General features: G+C 59.8%; 2 protein-coding genes. One reads left to right on the forward strand and one right to left on the reverse strand.

The window, feature by feature from the left end:
* The first annotated feature begins 586 nt into the window (after positions 1 to 586).
* Positions 587 to 2,338 (forward strand): PHA/PHB synthase family protein, encoded by a 1,752-nt coding sequence (locus BF99_RS0111610; protein WP_197019117.1) that lies wholly within the window; start codon positions 587 to 589, stop codon positions 2,336 to 2,338.
* Between the two features lie 302 nt (positions 2,339 to 2,640).
* Here BF99_RS0111610 and BF99_RS0111615 read toward each other — a convergent pair whose 3' ends face one another.
* Positions 2,641 to 7,497 (reverse strand): beta strand repeat-containing protein, encoded by a 4,857-nt coding sequence (locus BF99_RS0111615; protein ID WP_156013289.1) that lies wholly within the window; start codon positions 7,495 to 7,497, stop codon positions 2,641 to 2,643.
* Positions 7,498 to 8,017: the final 520 nt, after the last annotated feature.

An 8,017-nucleotide genomic window follows, 5' to 3' on the forward strand; every position in this document is an offset into this window, starting at 1 on the left:
GCACCGATCGGTGCATTCCATGGACGAGTCATCCCTTGCCGGGTCTTCGAAGTGGACGATGAAAAAACGCTGTTCGAGGATCTCGAAGGAGCGATCCTCGTCATCGAGCGATGCCATCGCGCTCGCCCTTGATTCGGTCGATGATCCGAAGCGACACAGGTTCGTCGACCGCCCAAGACGCTATTGTTGCACATTGTGCGATGCACAAAACTCGCGCATCGAATGAAGCGCTTTTTTCGGCTCGTGGATAGCCCGTCCGACGCATCGATCGAAGCGCCGACGAAAAGGGCGCTCGCTCGTCGATGATCTTCGGGGGCCCGCGCTCTCGCTATCCGCCAAAGCCCATCGCCCTTTGGATGTGTGCACATCTTGCGCCGATCACGCACCAAGAGCGTAAATGAACCCTCATCCGAAATCCCCCATCGTTAGTCGATAGCATGATTGCTATATAATTGTGCAATGCACAAAATCATCTTGTCGGATGGAACGAGGCTCTTTTTAGCCCATCGATACCTCGATATCCGATATTCGAAAAACCGTCGATAAGGCCATCGACAAGGCCGAGGTGAGTTCCATGGATGCGGATATGCGAGTCGAAGGCACGAACGCAAGGGCGGGCGAGGGCTCCGGCAATCGCGCACCGCTCCCCTTCGGGGGGGCGGCGCTTTCCGATCCGCTTTGTCTCCAAGACGCCCTGAGGGGGTTGGGGATCGGCCTTGTTACCAGCCCCCGATATCTATTCGATGCCCAGCAGGAGTATGCCGCCTCGTGGGGAGCGCTGGTGAATTCCATGACTTGCCGCATGTTCGGGCTCGAAGCCGAGCCGGTGGCGGTTCCCGAAGCCGATGATCGCCGCTTCACCGATGCGATGTGGGAACAATCCCCGTGGTTCGATTTTCTCAAGCAGTCCTATTTGGTCAACGCTCGCGCTTGGACTTCCTTCGTCGAGGGTGCGCCGGGTCTCGATGAGCGATCCCGTCGGCGACTCGATTTTTTCCTTGGACAAATGATCGATGCCTTGGCGCCCACCAATTTCTTCGCCACCAACCCCAAGGCCTTGGGCGCCGCCTTCGCATCCGGCGGGGCCAGCGTTCTTGCCGGGATGGGAAATGCGCTGCGCGATTTCGATCCGACGACCGGCAGGCTGAAAAATCCGATGTCCTCGCCGGATGCCTTCGAAGTCGGCAAGAGCGTGGCCGCAACCCCGGGCAAGGTGGTCTTTCGCAATCGCCTGATCGAACTCATCCAATACGCCCCGGCGACGGCGAAGGTGCGGCGGCGACCGATATTGCTGGTTCCGCCGTGGATGAACAAGTTCTATGTCATGGATCTGCGTCCGGAAAACTCGATGGTGAAATGGCTGGTGGAGCGAGGGCATAGCGTCTTCGTCGTGTCATGGTTCAATCCGGATTCCTCCTTGGCCGATCTCGACTTCGAGGACTATCTATTGGAAGGACCGCTGGCGGCGTTGCGGGCGATAGAAAGCGCAACCGGCGAGCGAGAGGTCAATGCGGTGGGCTATTGCTTGGGCGGCATCGCGCTTGGCGCCTTGGCGGCGTGGTTGCATGCCGATGAGGACGATGAAAGGAATCGTCTGGCCAGCATCACCCTCTTTGCGACCATGGTGGATTTCTCCGATACCGGGGATATCTCGGTCTTCATCGATGAAAAAACCCTCCCGCCTTTGGCCGATGCCATCTCGCAAGAGGGTTTTCTTTCCGGGCAGCGGGTTGCCGATGCTTGGCGAGCGGTGCGGGCCAACGAGCTCTTTTGGTCTTTCCATATCGATAACTATCTGCTGGGCAAAGAGCCCTCGAAACTCGATCTCCTGTTTTGGAATAGCGATCCGACCAATATGCCGGCGGCGGCGCATCTTTTTTTGATGCGCAATATGTATTTGGAAAATCGCTTGTGCAAGCCCGACGGGTTGACCTTGGCGGGTCGCAGCATCGATATGTCCAAGGTGAAAACGCCCGCCTATCTATTGGCGGCCGAGGATGACCATATCGCACCGTGGAGGACCGCCTACCTGACCACCGGGATATTTTCCGGGAAGACGGAGTTCGTCCTCGGGGGTTCGGGGCATATCGCGGGGGTGATCAATCACCCGAAGAAAGAAAAATACGGCTATCGCACCGCCAAAAAAATCGCCGCCGGAGCCGATGAGTGGTTGGCGTCATCGAAAGAGCACAAGGGCTCTTGGTGGCCGCATTGGGATCGCTGGCTGGAGGCCTTCGGCGGCGGTGAAATCGAAGCCCGCATCCCCGGTGAGGGTGGATTGCCTGCGCTCGAAGACGCCCCCGGCACCTATGTGATGCGCCCGATGCCGCGCACCTAAGGGGTGCCAAGGCCAATATCCGGGTCGTTTTTCCCGCAAGGCACAACCAGCCGTTTTGTCATTGGTACCAAGGGCTTCGATCCGGTCGAGCCTTCGATACTCGCTCGGTTCGAGGATGCCTTTCACTGATCGACGCCCGTTGCGGTCCGCCCCACCGCATGCCCCGCCTCGTATCTTGATTCGATCTCGCTTTTCGGACGCAGCCGGATAAGCGAGAGGGCCTTTTATCGCTTGCGCCCGGCGTTTTTCGAAGCCTTGTCGTCCTCTCGTCCCCTCATATCTCTCCCTCGTATTTCGTACTTCTACCTCACCCCCGTGGCGCTGTTGTTGACCAAGGCTCCGCCGCCCCCGGTGCGGGTCAGCACCTGCACCGTGAAAGGGGCGCTCGAGCGCAGTTCGCACGAAAGCCCCATCCCTTGCCACCGGTGGTCGATGATATCGGCCAGTTCCGCCGTTTGCAGATGCCGCACATACCATCGTACGATGAGCCCCAAATCCCCGTCGTATCGCTTACCGGCATCGTCGTAGCAGGCAAAACGGGTGGCGGTGCAGTTCGCACCTATGCCTGCTTCGCAGCGGATGCGGAAGTTCGTCTTCTCGGCGCTGTCGGGGGCGGGTATCGATTCGATATCCACAAGGTGGTCGTCCCCGTCGGGAAGGCTTCGGATGAAGGCCGAGTTGTTGACCAGCACCCCGTCGCCCGAACGAGTCCACACTTGGGCGCTGATATCGCCTCGGCTGCGCAAGGCGCAACCCAACCGCCCCTTGCCCGCCCACGAAGCCCCGGTATAACCCTCGATATCCTCGGCGGTCAAGGTTCTGCTCCCCCAAGCGGGAATGGGTTCGGGCAAAGCCCCCTCGAAGGTCGAGCCGTCGGCTTGGGCGTGGCAATCGAGCACGATATCGCAAGGTGAATCCTGCCGGCAGCGCACCCGCATGGTGGCGCTGTCCTGCGCCCTCGACGGCGGGAGAGCCAATGCTCGGGTCTTGACCGGCGGCAAGGGGGTGGATTCCTCGTCATCGTCTTGCAACGAGGCTTCGATGCTTCGTTCCACATTGCGGTAGTTCCCGCCGACGGCGGTGGCGGTGATGGCGATGCGCTCGTCGATGGCATTCAAATCGTCGACGGCTTGAACGGAGACCCTTTGCGGGCTGCTCCAGTTGGCCGCAGGAAAGATGAGCACCTGCGGCGTTATCCGAACGCCGGAGCGGTCGGCGGCGAAGGTCATCGTCACCGTCGGGGTGCCCACCGGTTCGGTCTCGAGCGTGGCTTCGATCTCGAGCGCCTCCCCGCCCTCGGCCAAGGTCAGCGTCGACGGGGAGAGGGCGAACGCCCCCGGGGAATCGAGGATGCGAACGGGAACGCTCGTATCGGCGACGGCGGCGTAGTTGCCGCCACCGATAACCACCACGGTGATGGTATCGAAAGCCTCCTCGAGATCGTCGTCGTCGAGGGCGTTCAAGGTGACCGATTGCCTTTGATCCCAGTTCTCCGAGGTGAAGACGAGCGAGGTGGGGCTCAAGATGAGTTTGGAGTCGGTATTGGAAAGCCGGACATCGACACCCCCGGCGCTCGGCGGTGCGATCAAAGCGACGCCGAGCACGGCGCTGCCGCCTTCGACCACTTCGATCGTTCCCGTCGGGGACAGGGCGAGCCCGCCCGCTCGGTCGTCGTCTTTCACCTGAACGCTCACCTTGGCCTCGGGGGCGTTGATGCCGCCGGTGGCGGTCAAGGTGATGACGAGGGATTCGCTTTCGGTGTTCGTATCTTGGGCGGCGTCGACGATGATGGTTTGCGCTCGGTTCCAGTTCGAGGTGGTGAAGACGAGGGAGTCCCTGTCGAAGCCGATGCCGGCATCGTCGCCCGCCGACAAGGCGACGGTGACATCGGCGTTGGGTGCGGCGGAGAGGCTGACGAAGAGGGCTCCCGAACCTCCCTCGTCGATGCTCAGCGTACCGGCGGGGGCGGTGAGCATGGTTCCCGAAGGGGCGTCGTCGTCGGCGACTCTGACGGTGTAGGTCGTATCGGGGGCGACGATGCCGCCGGTGGCGGTCAAGGTGACGGTGTCGGATTCGCTGGCGGCGTTGCCGTCCTGCCCGGCGGAGACGGTGACGGTTTGGGGTGCGTTCCAGTTCGAGGCGGTGAATGCGAGCGATGTCAGGTCGAGGACGGTGCCCGCATCGCCGGTCTTCGAAAGCGAGACGGTGACATCGGCGGTGGGCTGTCTTGATAGGGCGACGGTGAAGGATTGCGAAGTGCCCTCGTCGACGGTCAGGGTGCCGGCGGGGGCGATGACGATAATGCCTGCGACATCGTCGTCGTTCACCGATATCGCCGCGGTCGTCGCGGGGGCGTTGAGCCCCCCGGTTGCGGACAGGGTGAGGGTGTCGGTCTCGTCGTCGGCGTCATCGTCTTGGGCGGCGGAGACGGTGACGCTTTGCGCCGTGGAATAGTCGGATGCGGTGAAGGTGAGCGTTGCCGGGGAAAGGCTCACATCAAGGTTGGTCTTGGCAAGGGTGACGGTCACATCGGCGTTCGGGGCGGCGGAGAGACTGATGGAGAGCGTGCCGGAGTTGCCCTCGTCGACGGTCAGGGTTCCCGCAGGGGAAACTTGAATCGTCCCCTGCGGGGTGGCGGAGTCGTCGTCATCGGCGATGGCGATCGATTTCGTGACATCCGAAGCGGCGATGCCTCCCGATGCGCTCAAGGTGACGGTATCGGAATCGTCGTCGGTATCGGTATCGTGCCCTGCGGAGATGGTGACGCTTTGCGCGGTGGAATAGTTCGAAGGGGTGAAAGTGAGCGTTTGCGGCGAGAGGCTCACATCGGCATTGGTCTTGGACAAGGAAACGGTCGCATCCCCGTTGGGGGCGGCGCTGAGACTGACCGAAAGCGTCCCCGATGCTCCTTCGTCGATGCTCAGCGTTCCCGAAGGAGCGACCTCGATGGTTCCCGAAACGGGGGTGTCGTCATCGGTGATGGAGACGGCCTTGGTGGCGCTCGGGGCATCGATGCCGCCCGAGGCGCTCAAGGTGATGGTGTCGGAATCGTCGGCGGTATCGGTGTCGTCCCCGGCGGAGACGGTGACCTCTTGCGCCGTCGAATAGTTCGATGAAGTGAATGTGAGCGAGGTCGGGGAGAGGCTCACATCAAGGTTGGTCTTGGCGAGGGAGACCGTCACATCGGCGTTCGGGGCGGCGGAAAGCGTGATCGAGAGGGTGCCCGAACTCCCCTCGTCGATGGTCAGGGTTCCGGCAGGGGAAACTTGAATCGTTCCCGCCGGGGCATCGCCATCGGTGATGGCGACTTGCTTGGTGACATTCGGGGCGGTGATGCCGCCCGAAGCGCTCAAAGTAATCGTATCGGAATCGTCGTCGGTATCGTTGTCATCCCCGGCGGAGACGGTGACGTTTTGCGCCGTGGAATAGTTGGATGCGGTGAAGGTGAGCGAAGCGGGGGAAAGGCTCACATCGGCGTTGGTCTTGGCAAGGGAGACCGTCACGTCGGCATTCGGGGCGGCGGAGAGGCTGACCGAGAGGGTGCCGGTGTTGCCTTCGTCGATGGTCAGGGTTCCCGCCGGGGTGACTTGAATCGTGCCCGCGGGCTTGGGCTTGTCGTCGTCGGTGACGGTGAATCTCATCACACCTAGCAAACCACTTGAGAGGCTGTAATCCCCATTATGAGAACTAAAGTTAATCTCGAACGAATCGTCGTTTATGTCATCGTCATGGGCGGCGGTGGCGGTCACCGTTTGGTATTGATTCCAAGCCTTCGTCGGGCCGAAGCGGTTGAAAGTCAGACTGCTTTGGTTGCCCGCGGTATTCGGGTCGGTGTCGAGGGTGATATTCGAGGTGTTGTTCAACCGGTTGATGCTCAAATTCACCATGACATTCTCCGAGGGCCGGGTCTTGAGACGCACTTGGAAGTTGGCCGTTTCGCCTTCGGTCAATGATAGGGAGGTGAAGTCGTATCCCCGCTCCTCGTCATCATCGATGCTGACTTGCTTCGTCACATCCGGGGCGGTGATGCCTCCCGAAGCGCTCAGGGTAATGGTGTCGGAATCGTCGGTGGCATCGTCGTCTTCTCCGGCGGAGACGGTGACGTTTTGCGCCGTGGAATAGTTGGATGCGGTGAAGGTGAGCGAAGCGGGGGAGAGGGTCACATCGGCGTTGGTCTTGGCAAGGGAAACCGTCACGTCGGCGTTCGGGGCGGCGGAGAGGCTGACCGAGAGGGTGCCGGTGTTGCCTTCGTCGATGGTCAGGGTTCCCGCCGGGGTGACTTGAATCGTGCCCGCGGGTTTGGGCTTGTCGTCGTCGGTGACGGTGAACTCCAACTTTCCGAACACCAAATTCTGTGTGAAGTTGTAATCTCCATCATAAGACTGAAAATTAATCTCGAACGAATCGTCGTTCATATCATCGTCATGGGCGGCGGTGGCGGTCACCGTTTGGTATTGATTCCAAGCATTCGTCTGGCCGGTTCGGTTGAAGGTCAGCGTGACTTGATTGCCCGGGGTATTCGGCTTGGTGTCGATGGTGACGGTATCCGATGCGGTCCCCACCCGAACGAGTTGCAAAATCACCCCGACATTCTCCGATGGCTGGGTCTTGAGACGCACTTGGAAGTTGGCCGTTTCGCCTTCGGTCAAAGATAGGGAGGTGATGTCGTATCCCGGCCCTATCTCGTCATCGTCGATGGTGACTTGCTTCGTCACATTCGGGGCGGTGATGCCGCCCGATGCGCTCAGGGTGATGGTGTCGAAATCGTCGCGGCTATCGTCGTCTTGGGCGGCGGAGACGGTGACGTTTTGCGCCGTCGAATAGTTGGATGCAGTGAAGGTGAGCGAAGCGGGGGAAAGGCTCACCTCGGCGTTGGTCTTGGCAAGGGAAACTGTCACGTCGGCATTCGGGGCGGCGGAGAGGCTGACCGAGAGGGTGCCGGAGCTGCCTTCGTCGATGATCAGGGCGACGGCCGGGGTGACTTGGATTGTGCCTGAGGGTTTGGGATTTAGGAGTGGAGGATTGACTACGGTAATCCCCGAACTGCCGCAACTTGTTAATTCAGGGCATTCGTCATAACCTGATTGTCTTTGTCTTTCAAGGGTAATTTGGCTAGGAATTCCAGAATTATATCTAACATACGAAGTGCACACTGTCATAGGGAAAGAACTACTACTAAAATCATATCGGGCGCCAGGACTTATACTAGTAGTAACTTTTATATGGCCAGGGTCTGGTGGAAGTAGGCTACCCGTTAAGCAATTTCCCCCGTCTGTGGACAAATAATACGGGTAAACGATATGATCACACCCATTCTCTATTGAATTATTGTGAACAATAGCACATAAATGCGCAGGCACTAAACCACTACCACTCCAGTTGTCGGTAACGGTAACGGCAACACTCCCCGTTTTGCTCTGGTAATCGCCGCCCGCCCCGGTAAGAGAGATATTGACCGATTCGTTACTCGTATCCAAGTCAACTTTGGCAAAGACGTCCACTGTCTGGTGTTGATTCCAGGCATTGGTCTGGCCGAATCTATTGAACGTCAGCGTATTTTGGATTCCCGACTGATTCGGTTTGGTGTCGACGATGATGTCGGAGGTCGATGCGGCTATCGTCACCGTAACATTCGCCGAAGGCCGAGTCGCCAAGCGCACCCCGAAGGTGCCGCTTTGG

The sequence above is a fragment of the Thioalkalivibrio sp. HK1 genome, assembly GCA_000583135.1.
In the GTDB taxonomy this organism is placed as follows: Bacteria; Pseudomonadota; Gammaproteobacteria; order HK1; family HK1; genus HK1.

Excerpts from the sequence above, each read along its gene's own strand:
- BF99_RS0111610 (WP_197019117.1), top strand. The coding sequence starts at position 587 with ATGCGAGTCGAAGGCACGAACGCAAGGGCGGGCGAGGGCTCCGGCAAT.
- BF99_RS0111615 (WP_156013289.1), bottom strand. The coding sequence starts at position 7,497 with ATGACAGTGTGCACTTCGTATGTTAGATATAATTCTGGAATTCCTAGC.